General features: G+C 68.9%; 18 protein-coding genes. 10 read left to right on the top strand and 8 right to left on the bottom strand.

Translation table 11 applies throughout. The features are described from left to right. The first annotated feature begins 445 nt into the window (after positions 1 to 445). On the top strand, positions 446 to 2,038 hold the full coding sequence (locus ABH927_RS22100; protein ID WP_370024163.1) for a benzoate-CoA ligase family protein: 1,593 nt from the start codon (positions 446 to 448) through the stop codon (positions 2,036 to 2,038). A 49-nt stretch (positions 2,039 to 2,087) separates the two neighbouring features. Then, positions 2,088 to 2,405, top strand: a complete 318-nt coding sequence (locus tag ABH927_RS22095) for a hypothetical protein (RefSeq protein WP_370024162.1) — start codon at positions 2,088 to 2,090, stop codon at positions 2,403 to 2,405. A 37-nt stretch (positions 2,406 to 2,442) separates the two neighbouring features. Here the strand turns inward: ABH927_RS22095 and ABH927_RS22090 are convergent, their stop codons facing one another. Then, positions 2,443 to 3,306 (bottom strand): arylamine N-acetyltransferase, encoded by an 864-nt coding sequence (locus ABH927_RS22090; RefSeq protein ID WP_370024161.1) that lies wholly within the window; start codon positions 3,304 to 3,306, stop codon positions 2,443 to 2,445. Between the two features lie 459 nt (positions 3,307 to 3,765). Between ABH927_RS22090 and ABH927_RS22085 the strand changes: the two genes are divergently transcribed. The 7 genes from ABH927_RS22085 (at position 3,766) to ABH927_RS22055 (ending at position 14,511) form a co-directional block, all read left to right on the top strand. After that, positions 3,766 to 5,595, top strand: a complete 1,830-nt coding sequence (locus ABH927_RS22085) for an amino acid adenylation domain-containing protein (RefSeq protein ID WP_370024160.1) — start codon at positions 3,766 to 3,768, stop codon at positions 5,593 to 5,595. Further along, positions 5,592 to 7,532, top strand: a complete 1,941-nt coding sequence (locus tag ABH927_RS22080; RefSeq protein WP_370024159.1) for a radical SAM protein — start codon at positions 5,592 to 5,594, stop codon at positions 7,530 to 7,532. The genes ABH927_RS22085 and ABH927_RS22080 overlap by 4 nt, the downstream gene beginning before the upstream one ends. Continuing rightward, a complete protein-coding gene (locus ABH927_RS22075) occupies positions 7,522 to 8,661 on the top strand; it encodes an acyl-CoA dehydrogenase family protein (RefSeq protein ID WP_370024158.1) in 1,140 nt (379 codons plus the stop codon). Before ABH927_RS22080 ends, ABH927_RS22075 begins: the two co-directional genes overlap by 11 nt. Positions 8,662 to 8,755: 94 nt before the next feature. Further along, positions 8,756 to 9,658, top strand: a complete 903-nt coding sequence (locus ABH927_RS22070; RefSeq protein WP_370024157.1) for a thioesterase II family protein — start codon at positions 8,756 to 8,758, stop codon at positions 9,656 to 9,658. A gap of 100 nt (positions 9,659 to 9,758) precedes the next feature. Then, complete coding sequence (locus ABH927_RS22065; protein WP_370024156.1) at positions 9,759 to 11,048, top strand: acyltransferase family protein; 1,290 nt, start codon at positions 9,759 to 9,761, stop codon at positions 11,046 to 11,048. A 906-nt stretch (positions 11,049 to 11,954) separates the two neighbouring features. After that, complete coding sequence (gene cmdF / locus ABH927_RS22060; RefSeq protein ID WP_370024155.1) at positions 11,955 to 13,574, top strand: tyrosine 2,3-aminomutase; 1,620 nt, start codon at positions 11,955 to 11,957, stop codon at positions 13,572 to 13,574. 64 nt (positions 13,575 to 13,638) lie between these two features. Beyond that, positions 13,639 to 14,511, top strand: coding sequence for a phytanoyl-CoA dioxygenase family protein (locus tag ABH927_RS22055; RefSeq protein ID WP_370024154.1), 873 nt, complete (start codon positions 13,639 to 13,641; stop codon positions 14,509 to 14,511). An 83-nt stretch (positions 14,512 to 14,594) separates the two neighbouring features. On the opposite strand, the gene ABH927_RS22050 is transcribed toward ABH927_RS22055, so the two are convergent. The 5 genes from ABH927_RS22050 to ABH927_RS22030 all read right to left on the bottom strand — a co-directional run bounded on the left by ABH927_RS22050 (position 14,595) and on the right by ABH927_RS22030 (position 19,580). Then, entirely contained in the window at positions 14,595 to 15,296 is a 702-nt protein-coding gene (locus ABH927_RS22050; protein ID WP_370024153.1) for a hypothetical protein, read from the bottom strand. Then, on the bottom strand, positions 15,293 to 16,204 hold the full coding sequence (locus tag ABH927_RS22045) for an ATP-binding cassette domain-containing protein (protein WP_370024152.1): 912 nt from the start codon (positions 16,202 to 16,204) through the stop codon (positions 15,293 to 15,295). Before ABH927_RS22045 ends, ABH927_RS22050 begins: the two co-directional genes overlap by 4 nt. Further along, positions 16,201 to 16,560 carry a GntR family transcriptional regulator gene (locus ABH927_RS22040; protein WP_370024151.1) on the bottom strand — a complete coding sequence of 120 codons (360 nt, stop codon included), beginning with the start codon at positions 16,558 to 16,560 and terminating at the stop codon, positions 16,201 to 16,203. The genes ABH927_RS22045 and ABH927_RS22040 overlap by 4 nt, the downstream gene beginning before the upstream one ends. Before the next feature lie 133 nt (positions 16,561 to 16,693). Then, positions 16,694 to 18,301, bottom strand: coding sequence for a 4-hydroxyphenylacetate 3-hydroxylase family protein (locus ABH927_RS22035; protein ID WP_370024150.1), 1,608 nt, complete (start codon positions 18,299 to 18,301; stop codon positions 16,694 to 16,696). A gap of 37 nt (positions 18,302 to 18,338) precedes the next feature. Beyond that, positions 18,339 to 19,580: an acyl-CoA dehydrogenase family protein gene (locus ABH927_RS22030; RefSeq protein WP_370024149.1), complete on the bottom strand. Its 1,242-nt coding sequence runs from the start codon at positions 19,578 to 19,580 to the stop codon at positions 18,339 to 18,341. 300 nt (positions 19,581 to 19,880) lie between these two features. On the opposite strand from ABH927_RS22030, the gene ABH927_RS22025 reads away from it, so the two are divergent. After that, positions 19,881 to 20,324, top strand: coding sequence for an SRPBCC domain-containing protein (locus ABH927_RS22025; protein ID WP_370024148.1), 444 nt, complete (start codon positions 19,881 to 19,883; stop codon positions 20,322 to 20,324). 82 nt (positions 20,325 to 20,406) lie between these two features. Here ABH927_RS22025 and ABH927_RS22020 read toward each other — a convergent pair whose 3' ends face one another. Next, positions 20,407 to 21,066, bottom strand: a complete 660-nt coding sequence (locus ABH927_RS22020) for a hypothetical protein (RefSeq protein WP_370024147.1) — start codon at positions 21,064 to 21,066, stop codon at positions 20,407 to 20,409. Positions 21,067 to 21,081: 15 nt separating this feature from the next. Further along, entirely contained in the window at positions 21,082 to 22,254 is a 1,173-nt protein-coding gene (locus tag ABH927_RS22015; RefSeq protein WP_370024146.1) for a DegT/DnrJ/EryC1/StrS family aminotransferase, read from the bottom strand. Between the last annotated feature and the right edge of the window lie 14 nt (positions 22,255 to 22,268).

Below are 22,268 nucleotides of genomic sequence, written 5' to 3'. Positions count from 1 at the left end.
CTCCCGCTCGGCGGCGTCGACCTCCGCGAGCAGTTGCGCGGTTCCCAACGGCGACGGTCCCTCCCGGACGTCCACCTTCCGACCTCCCACGAAGCTCCCTCAGATTTCAGTCCACGCAGATGTCCAGGTCACGCAGATGTCCAGGTCACGCAGGTTTCCAGGTCAGACGGATTTCCAGGTCAGGCGGATTTCCAGGTCAGACGGTTTTAAGGTCACGGTGCCTGCCTCGCCGAGGCGGTCTTCTTCCGCCGAACGCCTCAACCAGCTTCATCCGGGCGGTTCGCCCCCGCATCTCCCGTATTGCGACGTGCCGTCCCGCCCCGCCGCCTCTGCGATGGAAAACGGCATTTCAGAAGAAGCGCCCCCAATTGATCCCGTCGGACGATGGGGGACTGGTGTCGGGTGAGCCGCCGGCCGATCGAGCCGCCGTTTCGAGGAGGGACCCATGAGGGGCGATGTGGCCGAGACCCGCTCAACGCTGCTCGAAGGAGACCCGGGTGACCGGCACCCCGCCAGCCTCTTGCGCTACGGAGATCTGCCTCGAGAGTTCAACATCGCGTCGCACTTCCTCGACCGCAACGAGGGCGACCGTACGGCCCTGATCACCCCCGCGGGCCGTACGACCTATGCGGAGTTACGGGCGCTGGCGAACCGGGCCGGCAACGTGCTCCGCCATCTCGGTGTACAGCAGGGCGACCGGGTGCTGCTGGCGCTCGGCGACGGCGTCGAGTTCGTCGCCACGTGGTACGGCGTGCACAAGATCGGCGCGGTGACGGCCGAGGCCTACACCTACCTCCAGCCGAAGGACTACCGGTTCTACGCCGACTACGCGGCCCCGGCCGTCGTCGTGGCCGATGCGGCGACGCTGGACAAGCTGCGCGCGGCGGGCGTGCCGAACCTGCTGGTGGTGGGCGTGCCCGCGGACGAACTGCGGGAGGGCGAACACCACTTCGAGACTCTGGCGGCCGCTCAGCCGGCCGAGCTGGAGCCCGCCGCAACGACCCCGGACGACGTCGCCATCTGGCGGTTCACCACGGGCAGCACGGGCACGCCCAAGGCCTGCGTCATCGCGGCCCGGAGCACGGCGCTGAGCTTCGAGTGGTTCGCCCGTGGTGTGCTCGACATCCGCCCCGATGACGTGGTGCTGCCGGTGCCCAAGCTCTTCTTCGGCTACGCGAACAACATGACGGCGCTGTTCCCCTTCGGCGTCGGCGCGGCCGGGATCGTGTTCCCCGAGCGGAGCACAGCGGACAAGATCTTCGAGCTGATCGCCGAGCATCGGCCGACGATCCTCGTGAACGTGCCGACCATGATGAGCGCCATGGTGGCCCATCCCAGGGCGTCCGAGCAGGACCTGAGCTCGATCCGGGTGTGCATCTCGGCGGGCGAGGCCCTGCCGCTGGAGCTGCACCGCCGGTGGCTCGACACCTTCGGCGTCGAGGTGATCGACGGCATCGGCTCGTCCGAGATGTTCCACGGGTACGTGTGCAACCGGCCGGGCCAGGTCCGGATGGGGAGCCTCGGCCAGGTGGTGCCGGGGTATCACGTCCGGGTCGTCGACGAGTACGGCGCGTCCGTGCCCGACGGCGAGGTCGGCCTCCTGGAGATCACCGGCGAGACGGCCGCGCTGGAATACTGGCAGTCGCCCGAGAAGTCGGCCCGGACCTTCGTCGCCGAGCACACCGTGCGGTCCGGCGACCTGTTCAGCCGGGACGCGGACGGCTTCTTCTACTACAAGGGCCGGTCGGACGACCTGCTGCGGGTCGGCGGCCGGTGGGTCGCGCCCGCCGAGGTGGAGAACTGCCTCATCGGACACCCGGCCGTGGTGGAGTGCGCCGTGGTCGGTTACGAGGTCGACGGGCTGACCCTGCCGAGGGCGTTCGTGGTGACCCGCGACGACGTGTCCGCCGAGGAGTTGCAGAATTTCGTCCGGGCCAGGCTCGCGCCGCACAAGTATCCGCGGGACATCCGCTTCGTCGACAAGCTGCCCGAGACCGCCTCCGGCAAGCTGAACCGCCGCGCCCTCCAGGACGAGTGACCTCCGTCCCCCGCGCCGGCCGGGGACGCCGGGTGCATGCGGGGGGCTCATGCGGGGGGCTACTGTCGTCGGCTATGACCGAACCCCACCGGAGCGGCTGCCCGAGGTGTTCGCCGAGTTCCACCGGGTGCTGGCCCCGGGCGGTCACCTGCTGACCGCCTTCCAGGTCGGCGACGAGCCCTTGCATGTGACCCAGCCGTTCGGTCACGATGTGTCGCTCGAATTCCATCGGTTGTCGCCCGACCGCGTCGCCGAGCTGCTGAGCCAGGCCGGGATCGAGGTCTTCGCCCGGCTGCTCCGCCAGCCCGCTGCGCCCGAGAAGGTCCCGCAGGCCTACCTCCTCGCCCGCAAACCGGCCGCGTCGTAGCCGCCCCTGTGGTAGCCGCCCTGTCCCGGGGGCGGGCCTACGCCTCGGCCGCCCGGGACTCGGGCAGCGGCGGGAGCTCGTCGATCTCCAGGCCGAACCACGTGCGGTAGGCCGCGCGCAGCTCGTCGTCGTCCTCGATCACCTGCTTCGTCCGCCTCCCGGTCTCCCGGACGATCAGAGTGTTTCCGCTGATCGTGACGCGGCCGGTGGCCGTCGGGACCGTGCAGTAGAGGTGGGTGATGTGGGGTGACTCGCCCGAATGGCGATACCACCACCACATGTGGAGGAAATCGGCGACCGTGCGGGGACGGGTCTCGATGCGGTACTGGTGCACCCCGTCGCGCAGCAGGTCGAGGTCGCCGAACGGCCCCGCGAACAGCTGAAACGTGCCCTGCGGGTCGTCCTGCGGCTCCCGTGCGTCGAAGCGCAGCGGGTGGCGGGCGCCGCGGCCGTAGCCGACGTCCACCAGCCACGGCTCCGCAGAGTCCTCGGCGACCACCCGCAGGAGCATGTGGCCGAGCACCGGGCCGAGCTCGCCGTCCTCGGCCACCCGCCCGGCGAGCACCGTGGCGTCGTAGCCCAGGGCGCGCAGCAGCTCGAAGAAGGCCCCGTTGAGCTCGTAGCACGTGCCGCCGCGCCGCCTGCCGACGATCTTCTCGATGGCGTCCGCGCCGATGTATATCGGCTTGCGGAGGTGGAAGTCGATGTTCTCGAAGGGGATGGACATGAGATGCCGTTCGTGCAGCTCACGCAGCGCGCCGGCGGTCGCCCGCTCCGGGCGCCGCGCGCCGATCCGCCCGAGATAGGCGGCCACGGTCTCATCGTCCAGAAGCGGCCCATGCTCGTCCGAAGGCCCGGGAGTCGCCGTCCGAGCTTCGAGTGACCCGTGCACAACCGTCATGTCCCAGCCCCATGCTCGGCGGCGCGAAACCGCGGGACCATGTCCGCGCCCGCATCCGTGTCCGTGTCATTCACCGAATCGCGCCACATGATTATGACAGCGCCAAAGTCCGGGCGCATCTTTCACATTGCTGAGCGGTCGCGTCCGAATATGCGCAGGTCGTGGTTCGCAGGTCCGACGGCAATTCAGGAGATGCATTCCCCGGCGGCGTGCCGAGACGATACGACGGTGACTATCCGCACGTCATAAAGACCCACCCGTGCTCCAAAAAGAATTGTTTCACCCGCGAGCCGGAGGCCCACCGAATGAGAAATAACAGCCTCGGGAAAACCCGCCGGATGTTCTCCGCGGCCGAGCGGGTGCTCTTTTTCTGATCGCGTCGTAGCGGCCGCCGCCTCCGTCGTCCGACGGGCGAGGCACAAGCCTTCGGAAGCGGGATATCGGAACTTGGAGGCAGAATTGACCGAGTTGAGCACTGCCGTACGCGCCGCGCCTGCGACCGTTCCGGCGTACGTCGGGTGGTGGGCGCAGGTGCAGCCGGATCAGCCGGCGATCGTCCGCGCGGGCACGGTGCTTACCTACGCCGAGCTCCACGAACGCTCCTGCCGGATGGCCGGGGTCCTGCGCGCCCGGGGCGTCACCCGTGGAACGCTGGTGGTTCTCGCACTGGAGCGCTCGCCCGAGCTGGTCATCGCCGCCCTGGCGGTGCTTCTCGCGGGCGGGGCCTACGTGGGCACCGACGTCGATGAGCCCGATGCGCGGCTCGCCGCGATCCTCAGTGACTCCGGCGCTCCACTGGTCATCACGCGAGCTGACATGGTCGATCGCTACGCCGGCGGCGTGGCGGAGGTGCTCCCCGTGGAGGAGGCACTGGCCGGGGACGAAGAGCCCGGTGAGGGCGCCGAGCCCACGCCGGGCGACCTGTTCTACGTCGTCTACACCTCCGGTTCGACCGGAACGCCGAAGGGCGTGCTCGTGCCGTACGGGGGCGTGTCGAACCTGGTCGCCTGGTATCGGCAGACGTTCGACGTGCGGCCGGGCGACCGGATCACCCAGCTCGCGAGGCCGTCGTTCGACGCCTGGGCGCTGGAGGTGTGGCCGTGCCTGGCGAACGGCGCGACGCTCTGCCTGGTTGAGGGCCGCCTGCCGGACTCGCCCGTCGACTTCGCCCGGTGGCTGGCCGCCGAGGGCATCACCGTCTGCTTCCTCACCACCGCGCTCGCCGTCGAGATGTTCGACCAGCCCTGGACGACGTACGGCGGGGCGCTGCGGGCGCTGCTGACCGGCGGCGAGAAGCTGCACCGCTACCCGCCCGCCGACCTGCCGTTCAAGGTCTACAACCTGTACGGCCCGACCGAGACGACCGTGGTCGCGACCTACGCCGAGCTGACGAGAGCCCCCGAGCGGGACGGCGCGGCGCGGGACGGCGCGGCGGGGGAGGACGCGCCTCCGATCGGGCTGCCGCTCCCGAAGATGCGGGCCTACGTCCTGGACGAGCGGCGCAGGCCGGTGCCGCCGGGTCAGGTCGGTGAACTCCACGTCGGGGGCACCGGTGTGGCCCTCGGCTACCTCAACCGGCCCGAGCTCACGGCCGAGCGGTTCGTGACCGACCCTTTCGTCCTCGACGGGGACGCCCGCATGTACGCCACCGGCGACCTGGTCCGCGAGCTGCCCGGCGGCTCGCTCAGCTTCCTCGGCCGGGCCGACGACCAGGTGAAGCTGCGGGGCTTCCGCATCGAGCTCGGCGAGGTGGAGACGGCGCTCAACCAGCTCCCGGAGGTGCGGGAAGCGGCCGTCGTCAAGCATGATCGCGGCGATCGGCTGGTCGGCTACGTCGTCCCCGCCGATCCCGGCAATCCGCCCGAGGTGGGTCAGCTCCGGCGCGACCTGACCGAGCGGCTTCCGGATTACATGGTGCCGCAGACGGTGGCGCTTCTGGACGCCCTGCCGCTGACCCCGCACGGGAAGGTCGACCGCAGGGCGCTGGCCGCGCTTCCGCTGCCCGGCCAGTCCGCCGGCGCCGGCGGCAAGGTGTTCCGTACCGACACCGAACGGGTCCTCAGCGAGCTGTGGTGCGAGGTGCTCCAAATCAGCTCGGTGGGCCGTGAGGACAGCTTCTTCGACCTGGGCGGCGACTCCCTGCACGCGATGCGGCTGGCGAGACGGGCCAAGGAACGCGGCATCCGGCTCGGGGCCGACGACGTCTTCGAGTACGACGTACTGCACGAGCTGGCGGCGTCGATCGCCGAGGTCGGCGAGATCGCCGATACGACGGGGACGGACTCATGAGAAGCCTGAAGGTCAGCCTCCTGGAGCTGCCGCTCTACGCGAACACCCTTCCGCTGGCCGCCGGTTACCTTCAGGCGTACGCGGAGCAGGACCCGGACGTCGCGCGGAGCTGCCACTTCACCATCCACGCGCCCGAGGTGCGGACCTCGGTGGACGACCTGGTCGCGCTGATGCTGGCGGCCGAGGCCGACGTGTACGCGATGAGCTGCTACCTGTGGAACATGCGCCGGATGAAGGAGGTGCTGGACGAGCTGGTGCGGCTCCGCCCGGACGCCTACTTCATCCTCGGCGGCCCGCAGGTGATGAACTACACCGCCGAGTACGTCCCCCCGTCCTGGGAGAACGTGGTGGTCTGTAACGGGGAGGGCGAGCAGCCGTTCACCGCGTTCCTGCGCGAGCTCGCCGCTCCCACCGCCTCGGGTCCCGACTTCCGCCAGGTGCCGGGGGTGAGCTTCTGGTCGGACGGCGAGCTGGTGACGACCGACAAGCCCACCCGGATCAAGGAGCTGGACGAGATCCCGTCGCCCTTCGCCGCCGGCATCTTCGACGGCGGAGAGTACGTCTTCGCGGTCGTGGAGACCAACCGCGGCTGCCCGTTCCGCTGCTCGTACTGCTACTGGGGCGCGGCCACCAACGACAAGGTCCACCGCTGGGAGCTCGACCGGGTGAAGGCGGACCTCACCTGGATCAGCGAGCAGGGCATCGAGAGCATCTTCATCGCCGACGCCAACTGGGGGGCGCTGCCCCGCGACGTGGAGCTGACCCGGCATCTCGTCGAGTGCAAGGAGCGGTACGGCTACCCGATGATGGTCACCATCCAGGCGGCCAAGAACCGGCCGGACCGGGTCACCGAGATCACCGAGATCCTCGTCGACGGCGGCATGCTGACCAGCCAGCCGGTCTCGCTGCAGACGCTCAGCCCGCAGGCGCTCGACCTGGTGCAGCGCGCCAACATCAAGGAGTCCACCTACGTCGAGCTGCAGCTCCAGCTCAAAGAGAAGAAGATCAGCTCCTACACCGAGCTCATCTGGCCGCTGCCGGGGGAGACGCTGCAGTCCTTCCAGGAGGGCATCGCCAAGCTGTGCGCCACGGGAGCCGACGCGGTGGTGGCCTATCCACAGCTTCTCCTGCGCAACACGCCGATGTACGAGCGCCGCGAGTCCCTCGGCATCGTCACCGTCCGGGTGGACGACCCGGTGGCCGAGGCCGACGTCGTCGTGGCGACCAACTGGGTGACCCAGGAGGAGTTCCAGGCCGGGGCCTGGTTCTACTACGCCGTCATCAGCCTCTACAACGCCCGCGCCGGTTTCTACGTCGCGCGGCAGCTCGACCGATCGGGCGTCTGCTCGTATGTCGACTTCCTGTCCCGGGCCGCCGACTACTACAAGACCCGGACGGACACCGACATCTGCCGGTTCTTCGCCGACTCGGTGAGCAGCCTCGGCAACTACGACATCAACAACATCGGCAAGGTCCTGCACTACGTGCTCCAGTCTCACCGCGGTGAGATGGACAGACTGCTGGAAGACTTCCTGGCCGAGCAGGGCTGGCTGGCCGATCCGCGTGTCCGCATGGCATTCGAGCTGGACCTGCTCGCCCGGCCGTACGTGTACCGCGAGGCGGTGGTCGAGCCGACGGTGCCGCTGCGGCACCTGCGCGTGGTGTCCCGTGAGCGCTACCAGTTCGAGGTCGAGCTTCCGGCGGCCGCGGCCGAGCTGCTGACGTCGCTTGAGACGGTCGACGGCCTTCCGGCCGTCGACCCGGTCCGGCTGCGCCTCGACCACGGCGGCCGGCACAAGATGCCCTATCCCCGCCGGCGCAGCCTGGACCACAACGCCGCGTACTGCCAGGTGATGATGAACCGGATGCGTGACATCCTCCCGGTCTGGGCGCCGGTGGTCCCGGACGTGGTGGCCGGAGCGCTCGATGCGCCGTGACATCTTCACCGAGGAGCACGACGCGTTCCGCGACCTCGTGCGGACGTTCGTGAGCAAGGAGATCCTGCCCCATTACTCCCGCTGGGAGGAGGAGGGCGCGGCCGACCGGGGCATCTGGCGCAAAGCAGGAGAGTACGGCCTGCTCGGGATGGACGTGGACGCCGAGCACGGCGGGGGCGGCCACCCGGACTACCGCCATCACGTGATCGTGGCGGAGGAGCTGGCGCGCGCCGGGGTGTACGCCCCGGCGCTGTCCCTGCACAACGAGATCGCCGGCCTCTACCTGCGCACCCTCACCACCGAGGAGCAGAAACGGCGCTGGTTGCCCGGGTTCTGCTCGGGCGAGCTGGTGACCGCCATCGCCATCACCGAGCCCGACGCCGGGAGCGACGTGCAGCGTCTGCGGACCAAGGCGACGCGTCACGGGGACACGTACGTCATCAACGGCCAGAAGACCTTCATCTCGAACGGCTCCATCGCCGACCTCGTCCTGGTCGTGGCCCGTACCGGCTCGGGGACGCGGGCGCCGGAGGCCAGCCTGTTCGTCGTGGAGTCCGGCCGGGCCGGGTTCGAGCGCGGGCGCAAGCTGGACAAGATCGGCATGCGGGCGATGGACACGGTCGAGCTGTTCTTCAACGACGTGGAGGTCCCGGCCGAGAACCTGATCGGGCGGGAGGGCCGGGCCTTCGCCGCCATGATGCGCACCCTCCGGCAGGAGCGGATGATGATCGCCGTCGAGGCGCTGGCCGCCGCGGAGAAGGTGTTCGAGGACACGCTGGTGTACTGCCGCGGCCGCGAGGTCTTCGGCCGGCCCATCGGACGCCACCAGTACAACCGTTTCGTGCTCGCGGAGCTGGCGACGGCGCTGACGGTCGCGCGGTCGTTCACCGACCGGTGCATCGTGGAGCACGACGCCGGACGGCTCGACGCCGAGGAGGCGGCGATGGCCAAGTGGTGGAACACGGAGCTGTGCCAGAAGGTCGTGGACCGCTGCCTCCAGTTGCACGGAGGTTATGGGATCGTCCGCGAGTTCCCGGTCGCCCGGGCGTTCGTCGACACCCGCGTGCAGACCATCTACGGCGGCACGACCGAGGTCATGAAAGAGATGATCGGCCACTCGCTGATCTGACGTGGCTCGACGTAGCCCGACGTAGCCCGAGGTGGCCTTGTACGGCATGCGCGGCCGGCGGCGGCCGGGCAGTTCGAGGGAACCGGAGCGACAAATGGTGAGGCAGTCCTCGTGGTACCTGGCGTTCGAGTCCCGGCCCGCCGCGCGGGTCCGCCTGTACGGCCTGCCGTTCGCGGGTGGCGGCGCCTCCATGTTCCGCCAGTGGTCGCGGCACCTGCCGCCGTGGGTGGAGCTTCGGGCGGTCCGCCTGCCGGGCCGCCAGGGACGGCACCGCCAGGCGGCGTTCACCGACTGCGAGCAGGCAGCGCGGTGGCTGGCCGATTCGCTGGCCCGCGAGTCGGCCGAGGACCGGGCGGCCGGGGGGCACGTGCCGTGGGCCCTGTTCGGGCACAGCATGGGCTCGATGCTGAGCTACCGCCTGACGAGGTTGCTCCATGGCGATGGCGGGACAGACGGCGGGACAGACGGCGGGACAGACGGCGGGACAGGCGGGGGGACAGGCGGGGGGACAGGCGGGGGGACAGGCGGGGGGACGCTGCCCGTGTTGCTGGCTCTGGCGTCGTGGCCGGTACGCGGCGTGGCGGAGGCCGGCATGCCGGACCCCGCGAGTCCCGACGACCGCTTCGTCGAGGAGTTGCGCACCCTGGGCGGGCTGCCACCGGAGATGGCCGAGGATCCGGAGGCCCTCAGCCTGACCCTGCCCGTCGCGCGGGCCGACTTCGCGCTGTGCCGTTCGTACGCCTACCGCCCTGAGCCGCCGCTGCCGGTTCCGGTGGCCGCCTTCGGCGGAACCGAGGACACGGTGGCGCCGCCCGAGAGCCTGACCGAGTGGAAGGACCACACGGACGACTTCCTGGGGCTGCGGCTGTTCTCCGGCGGTCACTTCTTCCTGCGCGACCATCTTCCCGCGCTGGCCGCGTCCGTGGCGGACGATCTTGCCCAGGTCCTCGACGGGCGGTCCTCGAAGGGCCAAGCACCGACGGCCACGGGCCGCTAGCGGTTCGGCTGCAAAGCCACTAATTCCGCAATTTGGGAGATGTCCCAGAAATTACACAGAACCAAGCTGATGGTGTCGTTTAACTCCTCAAGGAGCGGCTATGGCAGCAGATATCGTCAGCGGATCCGGACCAGGAGCGAAGGACGGCGAGCCCACGCACCCCCGTAACACGAAACGCCAGTACTTCCCGGAGCTCCAAGGTATCCGCGCCATTGCCGTGCTGGCAGTGATCATCGTTCACGCGGGCCTCACGGCCGGGCAACTTGAGCTCGGCTTCATGAATTACCGCCCGTCGAGCATGGCCTTCGCCGTCGTGCTTGAACGGTTCACCAGAGAGTCGCTGCCGATCCTCTTCGCCTTGTCCGGCTTCCTGCTCTACCGTCCGTTCGCGCTCAACGCCATCGCGGACGCCAAGAAACCCGACCTGGGGGCGTACGCCTGGAGGCGCACGCTGCGCATCGTCCCGGCCTTCTGGCTGGTCGCGATCATCATGATGTTGACGATCGGCCGCGACATGGTCACCGGCTTCTGGTTCGCGGTGAAGGTGCTGTTGATGCAGCACGCCTGGCAGGGCGCCATTCCCTCGGGGTTGGAATCGACCTGGAGCATGACGACCGAGGTCGCGTTCTACGTCTTCCTGCCGCCGTTCGCCTGGCTCGCCGCCAAGTTCGCGCGCCGGACGGCAGACCCCGCCGGCCGGGCACGCCGGATCCTGGTGCTGATCGGCCTCCTCATCCTGATCGGTTACGCGTTCAGCGTCTGGACCCACAGGGCGTCCCTGCCCCCGTGGTCACCTGACGGCCAGTGGCCGCCCGCGTGGATCGGTTACCTCGCGGTCGGCATGGCGCTGGCCACGCTGTCCGCCGCCGCCGAGACGTCACCGAACGCGGTGCTGGGGCCCTACCGCCTGGTGGCCAAGTATCCGGGCTGGTGCTGGGGCGCGGCGCTGATCGTCACGATCCTGTTCTGCTTCTCGCCCGTCGGCGGACAGGGCACGGCGGACTATCCCACAGTGGCCAACATCCTGTTCGACCAGCCGATCGACCTCCTTCTCGTCTTCCTGCTGATGGCGCCGCTGACCGTGCCGGGCGTGCGCTCGAAGGCCCTCAACACCGTGCTGACCGTCAAGCCGCTGCAGTTCATCGGCAAGATCTCCTACGGCATGTTCCTCTGGCACATCCCGTTCCTCTACTTCTGGGCCGGCGGCCTGCTCAGCATGGACGGCACCTTCCCCAACTACCCCCTGACGCTGGTCATTGTCTTGGGCGGCAGCTTCCTGGCGGCCCTCGTCAGTTACTACCTCGTGGAGAAGCCGGCCCTGCGGCTGCGGAACACGTTCGGCAAGGCCTCATCCCAGCCGAGCATGCCCGTGCTCACCAGCACGACCTGACCCCGACTGCCTCTGATGGCCAGGCCCGGTGGCGCGAGACGCCGCCGGGCCTGGCCGTACGCGTGGGTGGGAACTGTTCATCCCCGCGGGCCGGGGCAGCCCAGAGCCGCCAGCTCGGCGCGGCCCTCGGCGGTGTGACCGGGGAGGAGCAGCAGCGTGCAGGCGCGCTCGAACCGGGCACCGACGCGCTCCCAGCCATCGACGGCCGATTCCAGCGCGGCCGTGTCCCCTCGTAACCGGCCCTCGGCCCGCGCGAGGCAGGCGGCCGCCCAGTCGTTCTCATCCGCGGCGGAGGCGGCGACCGAGAGCCGCTGAGCGGTGTCCGGCAGCCCGGCGGCGACGGCCAGCTCGGCTCCGGCGGGGCGCGCGTACGTCTGGTAGCGCCCCTGGCGGAAGTCCGTGAAAGCAGGTCCACAAGCCCGGCCGCGTCATCGAACCGTCCGGTGTGGAGGGCGACGCGCGCGTCCACGAACGTCGCGAACGACGCGTGGTCAGGCGGCTCTCCAGCGTTGTCGCGGTGGCCGTCGCCCACCGCAGGTGCCGTTCCCGGACGCCGGCCTGCTCGTCTCCCATCCCCCCGGCCCGCCCGGTGCCAAGTGAGCGCGAAATAAGAAATCGGCGGGCGGCCCGGAGATATCAAACACGGCGGCAATGGTCCGGCCGAATATCGGGGCCCGGGGCTACGCCTGGAAATACCGCGCAGTTCACGGGGGAATCCGACGCAGCATCTTAGGAGATGCCTGGAACCGTGGCCGGACGTGACGATGTCGTGGTGAGGATCGCGTATATGTGATGCGCAGCCACATCCGCCGGTAATGACGCCGGCGTGGTGCCGGGGTATTCAGCCGGGATTTCGCCTTTCGACTCGCGAGCTGTGTATTGATGCCGTTACCCAACCTATGGCGGGTGAGAGATTTGACTCTGGTCGAGACCGCAACGTCAGTCGATTTCGATGGCGAGACCCTGGACATCGGGGCCGTACGGCGGATCGCCGAGAACCAGGTCATGTGCGGCGTGGCTCCTTCCGCGCTGGCCAAGGCCGCGGCCAACAGGGAGTTGTTCGAGGACATCATCCGGCAGGGCATCCCTGTCTACGGCGTGACCACCGGTTACGGCGAGATGATCTACATGCTGGTCGACACCGCCAAGGAGATCGAGCTGCAGACCAACCTGGTCCGCAGCCACAGCGCGGGAGTCGGCCCGCTCTTCGCCGAGGACGAGGCGCGGGCCATCGTCGCGGCGCGGCTGAACGCCCTGTCCAAGGGCTACTCCGCGGTGCGGCCCGAGCTGCTGGAGCGCCTCGCGCTCTACCTCAACCTGGGGATCACCCCCGCGATCCCCGAGATCGGCTCGCTTGGAGCCAGCGGCGACCTGGCGCCGCTGGCGCACGTCGCGTCCACGATCATCGGCGAGGGCTACGTCCTGCGTGAAGGCCGCCGCGTCGAGACCGGGCCGGTCCTGCGGGAGCTCGGCATCGAGCCGCTGCAGCTGCGGTTCAAGGAGGGGCTCTCGCTCATCAACGGGACCTCCGCGATGACCGGTCTCGGCTGCCTGCTCGTGGGCCGGGCGCTGGACCAGATCCGGCAGGCCGAGATCGTCACCGCCCTGATCTGCGAGGTCCTTCAGAGCTCGACCAGCCCCTTCGTGGCCGACGGGCACGACGTGGCCCGCCCGCACCAGGGGCAGATCGATTCCGCCGCCAACATGCGCGCCCTGCTGCACGGCAGCGAGCTGGCCGTGGAGCACGTCCAGCTGCGGCAGGAGCTCAGCGGCGACCGCTCGGCCTCGGACAGCGGAGTCCAGCGGACCGAGGTGTACATGCAGAAGGCGTACACACTGCGGGCGATCCCTCAGGTCGTGGGCGCCGTCAGGGACACGGTCTACCACGCCTCGGCCACGCTTCAGATCGAGCTCAACTCCTCCAACGACAACCCGCTGGTCTTCGAGGGCAAGGAGGTCTTCCACGGAGCGAACTTCCACGGCCAGCCGGTCGCCTTCGTGATGGACTACCTCACCATCGCCCTCACCCAGCTCGGCGTCTTCTCGGAGCGGCGGACGAACCGGCTGCTCAACCGGCATCTCAGCAACGGCCTTCCGGAGTTCCTCGTCGCCGGCGACCCGGGGCTCAACAGCGGTTTCGCCGGCGCGCAGTACCCGGCGACCGCGCTCGTCGCGGAGAACCGGACCATCGGCCCCGCCAGCACCCAGAGCGTCCCGTCGAACGGCGACAACCAGGACGTCGTGAGCATGGGCCTGATCGCGGCGCGCAACGCCCGCCGGGTGCTGCAGAACAACACCCGGATCCTCGCCGTGGAGTTCCTCGCCGCGGCGCAGGCGGTGGACCTGTCCGGGAGGTACGACAAGCTCAGCCCGGCCGGCAAGGCGACCTACGACATGGTGCGGTCCCTGGCGCCGATGCTGCGGCACGACCGCTACATGGCCGACGAGATCGAACTGGTCGCGGCGGCGCTGTCCCGGGGACAGTTCGTGGACGCCGTGACGCGCGGCGACGTCGAGCTGCGCTAAGACGCGCCTGTACGGCAGGCGGGCAATGTTCGTAGGAATGGATCGCGGAGAGAGGTGACGCAGGATGGCGGGCCTGACCAGAGTGAAGCCGGACGCCGACCTCGAAGAGGTCGTCCAGATCTTGGAGCGCGACGGGGCTGTGATCGTCGAGGAATTCGCCGACGAGACCACCCTCGCCGGGCTGTGGGCCGACTTCGGCCCGGCCCTGGACGCCTGCGCCTACAGCGACAGCTGGTATGACGGCCATCGGACCAGGCGGGTGTCCTCGCTGTTCGCCCGCACGACCCGCCTGACGCCGGTCGTCACCCAGCGCCTGTACCTGGGCGCGGCCAGGGCCATCATGCAGAAGCCGATACCCATGTGGATCGGGCGGTCGCGGCAGGAGATGACGCCCACCATCCAGATCAGCACCACGCAGGTGATCCAGATCCACCGTGGCCAGGGCAAGCAGCCGCTGCACCGCGACGACGCGCTGCACCTGCGCACGCATCCCGGCACGACGAGCCGGGTGCAGCTCATGCTGGCCCTGAGCGACTTCACCGCCGAGAACGGCGGCACACTGGTGATCCCCGGAAGCCACCACTGGGACGACGAGCGCGCCCCGCAGTCCGAGGAGGCCATCCCGACCGTGATGCGGGCCGGGTCCGGCCTCATCTGGCTGGGCGGTGTCTATCACGGCGGCGGGGCCAACGCCACCGACGTGCCGCGCACCGGCATGACCATCGCCCTGGACCTGGGCAACCTCCGGCAGGAGGAGAACCAGTACCTCGCGGTGCCCAGGGAGAAGGTGCTGGCCTACCCCGAGGAGGTCCGGCGGCTGCTCGGCTACGACCGCTGCCCTCCGGGCCTGGGCTGGTACGAGATGCACGATCCGTACATCGTCCTGGAGGACGAGGAGACCCAGCGCGCCGCCGGCCTGGGCACCATAGCCGTATAAGGGAAGACCCCCTTCCCCTGCGCGTGATCATGCACGCATTCCCGCTCTTACGGCCTGGCCGGGCCCGCCCTCGTAGGACAGGCTCAGGACGGCTTGTTGCGCAGGGGCACGTCCCGGATGACGGCCCAGGTCAGGGCCAGGCCGAGCAGGAACATGCCGAGGGCGACGCCGACCGTCATCGCCGGCGACTGCGGCAGGTCCAGGCCGATGTTCCGGATGAACGGCAGGCGCAGATCCGTGCCGACAGCGGCGTTGGCCAGCACGACCAGGCCGACGCCGACGGGGATGGTCAGCAGGCCTCCTCCGCCCCAGCGGTAGAAACCGGCGCCGATGAAGGCTCCCGCCACGATCCAGACGAGGAACTCGATCAGGTACTCGGCGAAGACGAGCGGCACCTGCGCCGGCTCGGTGAACAGGTGGCTCCGCCCCAGCACGTGCGGCCAGCCCGCCAGGCCGTACAAAACCTTCTCCAGCAGGTAGCCGGCCGTGATGAGGGCGGACAGGAACGGCGCGAACAGGGTGACGGTGACGGCCGCCTGCGCGCCGAACTGGCGGCGTGTCTGCCCGTGCGCGATGTACAACGGCAGGAACTCCCGGACCAGGCCCACCCCGATGAACAAGGCGAACCACCGTGTGAGCTGGGTGGCCGATTCCCACACGCTCCCGGTGAGCGTGCCGAAGACCGCGATGCCGACCGTGATCGCGGTGACGACCAGGAAGTACCCCGCCCACACCATCAGCGCGAGCAGCATGTTGGCGCCGAGGAGGCGGCTGGGGAATCTCATCGGGCCTCTCCCGTCAGGTGGATGAACAGCTCCTGCATGGCGATCGAGCCGAGCTCCAGCCCGGCCTCGACGGCCTTCCTGCGCTGGCTGTCGTCGAGATCGCCGTAGATCATCGCCGACTTGGTCGAGCCGAGTTGCTTGGCGCCGAGCACGGCGAGGCCGTTCACGCCGGTTGGCCCGTCGGTCACGGCGCCCGCGGTGAGTGCGGCGGTGAACGTGTCGACCTGCGCGGCGGGCCCGGTCACCGACGTGCCTCTCGACAGCAGCGTCTCGGTGTCCTCGTGCACGACCAGCCGCCCGCGGTCGATGATCACAACCTCCTCGAACAGCGAGCTGACCTCCTCGATGAGGTGGGTCGACAGGATGATCGTGCGGGGGTGAGCCATGTAGTCGGCCAGCAGAGCGTCGTAGAAGGCATGGCGGGCAACCGGGTCCATGCCGAGGTACGTCTCGTCGAACATGGTCAGCGGCGCCCGCCCGGCCAGGCCGACGACGGCGCCCATCGCGGACCGCTGTCCCTTGGACATGGCCTTGACCTTCATCTTCGGCGTGATCCCGAAGGTATCCATCAGGGAGCGGGCGAACCGGTCGTCCCAGTTCGGGCGCAGCCACTCGGCGAAGTAGAGCACGTCGCCGGCGCTGCCGATGTCGATGGTCTCGCCCGCGTCGCGGATCAGGCTGATGTGGCGGGTGAGGCCCGCGTTCTCGAACACCGGCTGCCCGTCGATCCGCACGCCGCCAGCCGACTCCTTGCGGAAACCGGCCAGGATCGACAGCAGGCTCGTCTTGCCGGATCCGTTGCGGCCCAGCAGTCCGTAGATCTTCCCGCCATCGAGGCTGAGCGTCATCCCGTCGAGCGCGGTGACGTCGCCATAGCGGAGCACGAGATCGTCGACCTCGATCCTCATTTCCCCTCCAGCTCGGTGATGCGCCGGATCACGTCGCTGAGCGGGATCCCGACGGCCCTGGCCTCGGCGACCATCGGGTCGACCACGTCGGTGAAGAAGCTCTTCCTGCGCTCGGCTCTGAGCGCGTCCCGGGCGTCCGGGCTGACGAACATGCCGATACCTCGCTTCTTGTACAGGACGCCCTCGTCGGCCAACTGCTGGAACGCCTTGGCCGCGGTGGCGGGGTTGATCCGGTAGAAGGCGGCGTACTGATTGGTGGACATGACCTGCTCGTCCGCCGTCAGCGCGCCGCTCAGCACATCGGCCTTGATGCGGTCGGCGATCTGCCGGTAGATCGGGCTTCGGTCGTCGAACATGGCACCTTGCTCCACTGGTTCATTACTTCACTAATGAACCATAGGACGGATGCGAGGCGCAGTCAATGCCGGCCGGGGAATACCGAAGCGCCGCCAGAAGGTCTTCTGGCGGCGCTCCTTGTTACACGAGAGGTCAGGTGTCGAAGAGGCCCGTCCTGATCTGCCGCAGATCCTCGAATGACGACAGGTCGGGGACCGTCCACCCGTCGAGGTCATATTCCGCGAGGCACTCGTCGACGAACGCCTTGTAGCCGTCGACCTGGCCGTTGGCGAGCTGCGCGGACAGGAGCTCGACCCTCGTGTTTTCGTGGTTGCCCGCGTAGTTGCGCTCGTACAGCTCGTGCCGCCCGCCGAACTCGGTCCCCACGGCGTCCCACAGCAGCTTCATGACCTTGATCCGGTCCACGGCCTCGACGCCGTTCGAGCCGCGGAGGTACTTGTCGAGGTACGGCCGGACGTCGGGGTTCTTGAAGTCCTCGGCGCTGGAGTTGACGTAGATCAGGCCGCTGGCGATGTCCTGCTGCACGATCTCCTTGACCCGGGGATAGCCGATCTGCATGAACCACCGGTAGGCCAGGCCGTACTGCGGGTTGGGGAGCACCGCGCCGTTGACCCACGGGACGGGGTTGCGCGCGGCCGCGTCGGACAGGGCCCAGAACAGGTTCCGCCAGGCCAGCACCTCGCCGATCCGGCTCTGCACGCCGCGGAAGTCCTTGGTGCCCGTGATCTCCACGGCCTTGGCCAGCAGACCGGCGATGAACTCCAGCTTCACCGCCAGGCGGGTGCACCCGTGGAAGGTGAAGCGCTCGGGGAAGCCGGATCGCCCGGTGAAGAGCTGGACCTTCCCGAGGTGGCCGTAGATGAACACGTTTTCCCAGGGGATGAGGACCTTGTCCAGGATGAGGATCGTGTCGTTCTCGTCCAGCCGCGAGGAGAGCGGGTAGTCGAACGGGCTGCCCATGACCGCGGCCGTGGCGCTGTAGGACGGGCGGCAGATCAGCTTCAGGCCGGGAGCGCCCATCGGCACGGTCGCGACCAGCGCGAACTTCTTGTCCTTGATCGGCAGGCCGTAATGCGCGATGAAGTTGTAGTGGGTGAGCGCGGAGCCGGTCGCGACGACCTTGGCGCCGCTCACGACCAGGCCGGCGTCGGTCTCCTTCTCCACGTGGACGAAGACGTCGGCGACCTCGTCCGGCGGCCGGTTGCGGTCCACGGGCGGGTGCACGATCGCGTGGTTCCAGTAGAGGACCTTCTCCTGGGACTCCTTGTACCAGCGGCGGGCGTTGTCGTCGAACGGCTCGTAGAACTCGGCGTTGGCGCCCAGCGTGCCGAGGAACGACCCCTTGTAGTCGGGGCTGCGGCCCATCCATCCGTAGCTCATCCGAGACCACGCCGCGATGGCCCGCTGGTTGGCGACCAGATCCTCGGCGCTGTGCGGCGTGGTGAAGAAGCTGTGGGTGTACCCGTCGCTTCCGGTGTCGGTCGGCGCGATGAGGACGTCACGCTTGTCCGGGTCGTGCAACGCGTCGTACAGCCGCGCGGTCATCCGGACCGGGTTGTGGAAGGCGGGATGCGTGGTGACGTCCTTGACGCGGTCGCCGTACAGGTAGATCTCGCGGTCGTCGCGCAGGCTGTCGATGTACTCCGCGCCGGTCATCGGCCGTGTCTTGCGCGGCGCGGCGTCGCCGGCGGGCTCGGTCGTCGTGTCCCTGGTGAGCGGGGTGTCCCGAAGTTCCGTCATCGGACTTCTCCCTTCTGAACGGTCGGGGGTCCGCGCCCTACTCGACGCCGAACCGGGCTCGGGCCAGTTCGCGCTTGGCGATGGTGGCGAGGAAGGTCGAGACTCCGGCATGGGTGGCGAACATCGACATGTCCCGCCATACGCGCTCGATGCGCTCGCCGTGCCGTACCGCACTCGAACCGGCGGTCGGGAACAGGTGCTCCTTCACCGCGCGCCAGCACACCTGGACGACCTCGCTGCAGATCGCGGCGAGCCGCATCTCCTGCTCCTGGGTCACCGCGGCCGGGCCTCGGTCGGTGGTCTCGCGCCACTGCCTGATGGCGTCCACCGTCGCGGCCTCGGCCATGGCGATCATTCCCGCGGCCTGGCCGTACAGGAACTGGTAGTCGGGGTCCTCGATGCGCGGCACGATCGGAGGGAACGGGGTCATCCGCGTGCGCATGATGTCCTCGTAGGCGTCGAGCGCGCCCTGCGCCATGCCCACGGCGAGGACGGCGTCCTCCAGCACCATGAAGCTGAGTTGCCCCCCGCCGTAGAGCGGGTTGCCGTGCAGCGTGCGGCCCGGCGTCCCCTCCCGGACGCTGACCTGGCTCATGTGCGTACGGATGACGAAATGATCCGGGATGCGGCCGTTTTCGATCTTGATGCTGTGCGATCCGCTGCCCTTGAGGCCCAGCGCCTTCCCCCAGTCGTCCAGCCGGGTCCACTCGCTGCGGGGGGCGATGAACATCATCGGCTCGGGCGGGCCGCCGTCCTCGGGCGAGACGAGCGTGTGGCCGACGAAGTGCGTGGCGTACGGCGAGCCGGAGCAGTAGCCCCAGGTCCCGTTGAGCACCCAGCCCCCGTCCTCCGTGCGCTCGGCGGTGCCGCTGGGGACGACCGTCGCCGGGCAGATGAAGTCGCCGCCGGAGCCGAAGACCTCGTCCTGCGTCCGCTCGTCGAACAGCGTGGCGACGGCGAGCGCGTGGGCGGCGCCCAGGCAGTACATCCAGCCGGTCGAGGGGCAGCCCCGGGTGAGCGTCATGGTCACGCGCATGAAGGTGTCGATCCCGAACTCGTAGCCGCCGTAGCGACGGGGAACCAGGATCCGGTAGAAGCCGGCCCTCGCGAACTGCTCGTGGACGTCCTCGCCGTAGAAGGTGCGCTCTTCGGTCTCGGCCTGGAGTTCGACCAGAGTCGGCGCGATCGCCTCGGCCCTCGCGACCATCTCGTCGGGCGTGAGGCCGGGCTCGGGCGGGGACGTAAAGCGGTGCTCGGGAATTCTTGTGGCGACTCCCATTGCTACGCGGTCCTCACGGTCTCGTCGTCGAATTCGGCATGCCGTCAGCGTCACATCCGTGCTCTTCGGACGCATCTCCCGGGTTGCTTTCACCTGCGGTTCTCCGGGGCGGGCGCTGCGGACAGTGAGCATTTCTGAATAAGACACGGCCCTTATTGGGCCGGGAGAATCGGAGACAGGCTCCTCGCTGGGCCCATAAGCTCGTGCTGATTCCCGTCACGCGGATTGACGGGTGAATCCGCGAGATGGCTTCACATTTGTGACAAGCCATGCTCTTCAAGCCCAAGAAAGGACAAAACGATGACTTCGACGATCGAGCTCACTCGAATCTTCGACGCCCCCCGTGAGCTGGTGTACGCGGCGTGGACCGAGCCCAAGCACTTCACGCACTGGTGGGGTGCGCCGCTGGACACGATCTCCTTGGACGTCCGGCCGGGCGGCGAGTGGCGCGCGACCATCGTCGTCGACGAGCAGACCCAGGTCCCGTTCGTGGGCGTCTATCAGGAGGTCGTGCCGAACGAGCGACTCTCCTACACCCTGGTCGACCAGAGCGGCCGGGAGCCCCACCCGGGGCAGGAGAACGAGCCCGAGGTGGTGACCGTGACCTTTGCGGACGCCGACGGCGGGACCAAGATGACCTTCGTGCAGAAGGGCAACCTCCCCGAGGAGGAGGTTCCCCGGGCCGAGGAGGGCTGGGGCTACTTCTTCGCCGCTCTCGACGACTACCTCAAGACGGTCAAGTAACACCGAGAACTGACACGGTGAAAGCGGACAGGGAGGACCTGTCCTCTTTCACCGTGTGACCGCGACCGCGTGAAATCAGGCGTTAGGGCCAGGGTCGGGTACATGGCCACGACGGCCGAGCTGGACGCCGCGTGGCGAGCATGGCCGGCACGTGGCTCCCGGCGGCGTACTGATCGTCGAGCCGTGGTACCGGCGAGAGAACTTCATCGACGGGCACATCGGGTCCGACCTCGTCCGGGAGGAGCGCTCGCCGGAGTCCGCGCTGCGTGAGATGTCGTCCAGCAGCGCGAATGCTTTCCCGCGATATCCAGTGCGGTTTGATCTTCCCAAGCTCGCCGCTGAGCCTTTCGTTCCTGGCTTCCAGCCTGGCCGCTTCGGCCTTGAGCTTCTTGTTCTCCGCCCGCAACCGGGCCAGTTCCTCCGGCTCTGTGTTCTTCTCCGGTTTACCGAAGTCGCGCCAGGTCCAGTTCGCGGCGAACCCGGAGACGGACGCGCCGCCGTACGACACCGGGATGAACCGCAGGCCCCGCTCGGCGGAGGCGCGCATCAGCGCTGCGCACTCCTCCAGTGCCCAGCCCTCGCCCGCCGAGCCGGGACCGAACACCGCGATCCCGTCGGCCGCCGCGCGGATGGGGTCCGGTACGGCCCCGCCCGGCCTCGTTTTCCAGCTCGTGCGTGACCACGTGACAAGGGTGACACCATCCTCGCTTACGCTTTGTAATAACACTCGCGGAGTGCGCACGCAAAGAGAAGGGAATTACCAGCCGGATTTGATCGTGTCCGCTATATGCGCGCGGTCGGCCTCGGAAAGCCACCAGCCGACGGGGATGTGGACCATGCGGTCGTGCACGGCGTCCAGGCCGGGCAGCGCCGGATTCGCGACGTCCCGCACGGCGCCGTGCGTGTCGTTGCGCCGGACCAGCATGCTCACCATGATCCCCGCGTCGTTCATCTTCCGCATGAACGAGGGCCGGTCCTCGGCCTTGACCGGGTACAGCCAGCAGGACGACTCCCGGTCCGGCTCCCGCGCGGTCAGTTCCAGTCCCGGTACGCCGGCCAGCTCCGCGTCGTAGAACGCGGCGTTCCGGCGGTGCTGTTCCACCCGCTCGTCGACCGTCTCCAGGTTCGCCAGCCCGATGGAGGCGCTGATCTGGTCCATGTAGAAGTTGTAGCCCCACTCGGGCACGTCGTAGTCGCCGTTGACCCGGTCGGCCCGCCGGTCGATGCCGAAGAAGCGGAGCCTGCGGGCGCGCTCGTACGACCGCTCGTCGGGCAGGGTGAGCATGCCCCCGCAGCCGGTGCCGAGGTGCTTGGTCGCGTGGAAGCTGAACACGCAGATGTTCTCGCCGTCACCGCCCACCGGACGGCCGCGAAGGGTGCTCCCCCAGGCGTGGGCGCAGTCCTCGACGACCACCGGCCGGTAGCCGTGCGCGGCCTCGGCCGCGTCGAGGATCTCCCGCAGCCGGTCCAGGTCCACCGGATACCCGGCCCAGTGGACGATGACGATGGCGCGGGTGGCCGGTGAGATCTTCTTCGCGAGATCGTCGAGGTCGAGGTTGAGCGTGGCCGGGTCCACGTCGACCCAGCGCAGGCGCAGCCCGTTGGCCAGCACGGCCCAGTTGGTGGCCTCGAAGGTCAGCGGCGTGCTCAGCACCTCGTCCCGGGCGGCGTCCAGTCCGGCCTCCCGTCCGGCCTCCCGTCCGGCCTCCCGTCCGTCGCCGGTGCCGGACGCGCCCGCCAGCCGGAGCGCGAGATGCAGGCCCGAGGTGCCGTTGTTGACCGTGGCCACGTACGGGTTCCCGACGCGCGCGCCCAGCGCCGCCTCGAACTCCTCGACCACCGGCCCGTGCCCGATCATGCCGGTGCGCAGCACGTCGGCGATCCGGTCCAGGGTGTTCGGCCCGATCGCGGCCTTGAGCAGGGGTATCATCGGCGGCGCGCTCC

It is taken from the genome of Planotetraspora sp. GP83 (assembly GCF_041262585.1).
Classification (GTDB): domain Bacteria; phylum Actinomycetota; class Actinomycetes; order Streptosporangiales; family Streptosporangiaceae; genus JAOEGB01.
This window is presented reverse-complemented; position numbering and strand designations above follow the sequence as displayed.

Excerpts from the sequence above, each read along its gene's own strand:
- ABH927_RS22100 (WP_370024163.1), top strand. The coding sequence starts at position 446 with ATGAGGGGCGATGTGGCCGAGACCCGCTCAACGCTGCTCGAAGGAGAC.
- ABH927_RS22045 (WP_370024152.1), bottom strand. The coding sequence starts at position 16,204 with ATGAGGATCGAGGTCGACGATCTCGTGCTCCGCTATGGCGACGTCACC.
- ABH927_RS22065 (WP_370024156.1), top strand. The coding sequence starts at position 9,759 with ATGGCAGCAGATATCGTCAGCGGATCCGGACCAGGAGCGAAGGACGGC.
- ABH927_RS22040 (WP_370024151.1), bottom strand. The coding sequence starts at position 16,560 with ATGTTCGACGACCGAAGCCCGATCTACCGGCAGATCGCCGACCGCATC.
- ABH927_RS22070 (WP_370024157.1), top strand. The coding sequence starts at position 8,756 with ATGGTGAGGCAGTCCTCGTGGTACCTGGCGTTCGAGTCCCGGCCCGCC.
- ABH927_RS22015 (WP_370024146.1), bottom strand. The coding sequence starts at position 22,254 with ATGATACCCCTGCTCAAGGCCGCGATCGGGCCGAACACCCTGGACCGG.
- ABH927_RS22050 (WP_370024153.1), bottom strand. The coding sequence starts at position 15,296 with ATGAGATTCCCCAGCCGCCTCCTCGGCGCCAACATGCTGCTCGCGCTG.
- ABH927_RS22090 (WP_370024161.1), bottom strand. The coding sequence starts at position 3,306 with ATGACGGTTGTGCACGGGTCACTCGAAGCTCGGACGGCGACTCCCGGG.
- ABH927_RS22055 (WP_370024154.1), top strand. The coding sequence starts at position 13,639 with ATGGCGGGCCTGACCAGAGTGAAGCCGGACGCCGACCTCGAAGAGGTC.
- ABH927_RS22030 (WP_370024149.1), bottom strand. The coding sequence starts at position 19,580 with ATGGGAGTCGCCACAAGAATTCCCGAGCACCGCTTTACGTCCCCGCCC.
- ABH927_RS22035 (WP_370024150.1), bottom strand. The coding sequence starts at position 18,301 with ATGACGGAACTTCGGGACACCCCGCTCACCAGGGACACGACGACCGAG.
- ABH927_RS22075 (WP_370024158.1), top strand. The coding sequence starts at position 7,522 with ATGCGCCGTGACATCTTCACCGAGGAGCACGACGCGTTCCGCGACCTC.
- ABH927_RS22025 (WP_370024148.1), top strand. The coding sequence starts at position 19,881 with ATGACTTCGACGATCGAGCTCACTCGAATCTTCGACGCCCCCCGTGAG.
- ABH927_RS22080 (WP_370024159.1), top strand. The coding sequence starts at position 5,592 with ATGAGAAGCCTGAAGGTCAGCCTCCTGGAGCTGCCGCTCTACGCGAAC.
- ABH927_RS22095 (WP_370024162.1), top strand. The coding sequence starts at position 2,088 with ATGCGGGGGGCTACTGTCGTCGGCTATGACCGAACCCCACCGGAGCGG.